Here is a 1,934-nt window from a genome sequence, read left to right as displayed (position 1 = left end):
AAGCCATTCCTGCAAGCAGCTTAGGGCTCCCAAAAGAGCTGGCTAAGGTGATTGATGGCATGCTGTCAAAAAGTAAGGCCATACGTGATGGTGCTGGTGATTACTTTATGCGTAACATTACAACTATGGCCAAAATGTATTTACCTGAGCTTGATAAAAAACAAAGAAAAGCAGATATCCCTTTTTGGTATGGCAACGACGAGCAGCCCGACACGGTGGTGTATAGTTCACGAAAACAGTTTTTACGCCAAGCCGATCTTAACCAGCAATTACTTGATATAAATGACGCGCAACTTGACCGCTATTATAAAGAGTTTTTGTTTGATACAGGCGATACCGAAAAAGCATTTTTAGCATCAATAAGCCGATTAGCTAAGTACCCTGTAGTAGGTGGGCTTAGTTTTCATTGGAAGGATGAGTCAATGTTTGTTGAATCGTCTTTAATTATGCATGACGAATCATTGGGTGATGCCTTTAGTGATGCGATTAATAACACAGTGATGCTAGCCCAAGCGATTAATCAAAAGGGGTTATTTAAGTGTTGTTTGTTTGACGCCCGTAAAACCATTCAACTAGAGCGAGATGGCACCGGTGCATTTAAGTTTGATAGCCTACCAGAGCTTGAATACGAAGTTGTAAGCATGAAAGCAAACGACATAACCCGCCCGCATTCATACTTTGAAGACGGTAAAGACCCTGATGAGCAACTACAGCTACCAAAAAAAGTTATTAAGTGCGTATTTGAGCTTAACCAAATTCATCATACGGGGTGTATTATTTTTGAAGCACTGCCGGACAGAATGAAAATTCACCATTACTACCGTTTACTCGATTCGAGCAAAGAGGTTGAGTTTAAACGCCTTCTTAATAAACTAATGCAATACGCGGTAAATATTACGGACGTGGGTGTTGCGGGCTTTATGAAGTTACCATATAAAAACACCCGTGAGTTTAGTTTATGTGAGCAGCAACAAGAGCATTATTTTCCTAAAAATCCCAAGCTTGTATCTTTATAGAAAGAACCCTTCACTAAAGAGTGTTAAATAAGACGACAAAAATAAAAAAGAGAACAAATTGGTTTAACTTGTACTCTTTGCTACTTAATTATTTGGGTAAGTATCACTAATTAGTAAACACCTTACTAAAGGGCGACATTGGTGATAGCTCAAATTGATGAGTTAGCTTTTGCGTTTTATTAACCGCTGTAATTTGATAATGCTGCTTGTGCTCATTGTTACTAAATAGCTTAACGTTAAAGTTAACCTTGGTTAGTTTACTATGCAAAGAGTAGCGCCCAGTAATGGTTATTTGGTCTATGTTGTTGCTTTTATGTGTATGCGACGCTTCTGGGTTTAGCAAAAGTCCATCAATAGTAAATTTATACTGATGATCCGCTAAATAAACGTTCTTTTTAACTCGCTTAGTTATTAGCTTTTTATGAGCGTTAAACTCAACTATTGACACTTTGCCATCCTTGTTTTCATCAACCCCCTTAAAAGCCGACATAGGGATTGAAAGCACAATAAACACGTTATTATCAACAAAATTCAGCGTACCGTGCTCTGCAACCATTAAATGCGCGTTTGCTAATGTTGATGTGCTCAATAAGCCCAATGTGGTCACACTTAGCAGATAATTTTTTATATAAGGCATAACTTACTCCTAACTAAACTTCGCCTTTTACACAGCGTTGAAAAAACGGGTAAGTGTCTGTTGCGTAGTAGTGGTATATCCCTTGAGGAAACTCAGGTGTTACGCCAACGCGGCCATTACATTCGTCTAAATCACCAGAGCCTGCTACGTATTCCCAATCTTGTGCAAATGTACCTAATGGGTATATATCGGTAGAAGGGCGGTTTGCGCTTACGGTTGTTATATGTTGGTAGCTACCGGTCATTGCGGTTAGGGCTGAAGTTGCATCACTTGAGTCTGAG

At 39.2% G+C, this 1,934-nt stretch carries 2 protein-coding genes and 1 pseudogene; 1 reads left to right on the top strand and 2 read right to left on the bottom strand.

What is annotated here, in order from left to right:
- Window positions 1–1,016, top strand: a pseudogene (locus L652_RS0100120) (serine/threonine protein kinase); the annotation flags it as partial.
- Between the two features lie 106 nt (window positions 1,017–1,122).
- On the opposite strand, the gene L652_RS0100115 reads toward L652_RS0100120, so the two are convergent.
- Entirely contained in the window at window positions 1,123–1,653 is a 531-nt protein-coding gene (locus L652_RS0100115) for a hypothetical protein (RefSeq protein WP_024594604.1), read from the bottom strand.
- Window positions 1,654–1,666: 13 nt separating this feature from the next.
- Window positions 1,667–1,934: YHYH protein (locus L652_RS0100110; RefSeq protein WP_029770073.1), on the bottom strand; the 268-nt coding region annotated here is incomplete at its 5' end.

The sequence above is a fragment of the Pseudoalteromonas sp. TB25 genome (assembly GCF_000497995.1).
GTDB classification, from domain to species: Bacteria; Pseudomonadota; Gammaproteobacteria; order Enterobacterales; family Alteromonadaceae; genus Pseudoalteromonas; species Pseudoalteromonas distincta.
This window is presented reverse-complemented; position numbering and strand designations above follow the sequence as displayed.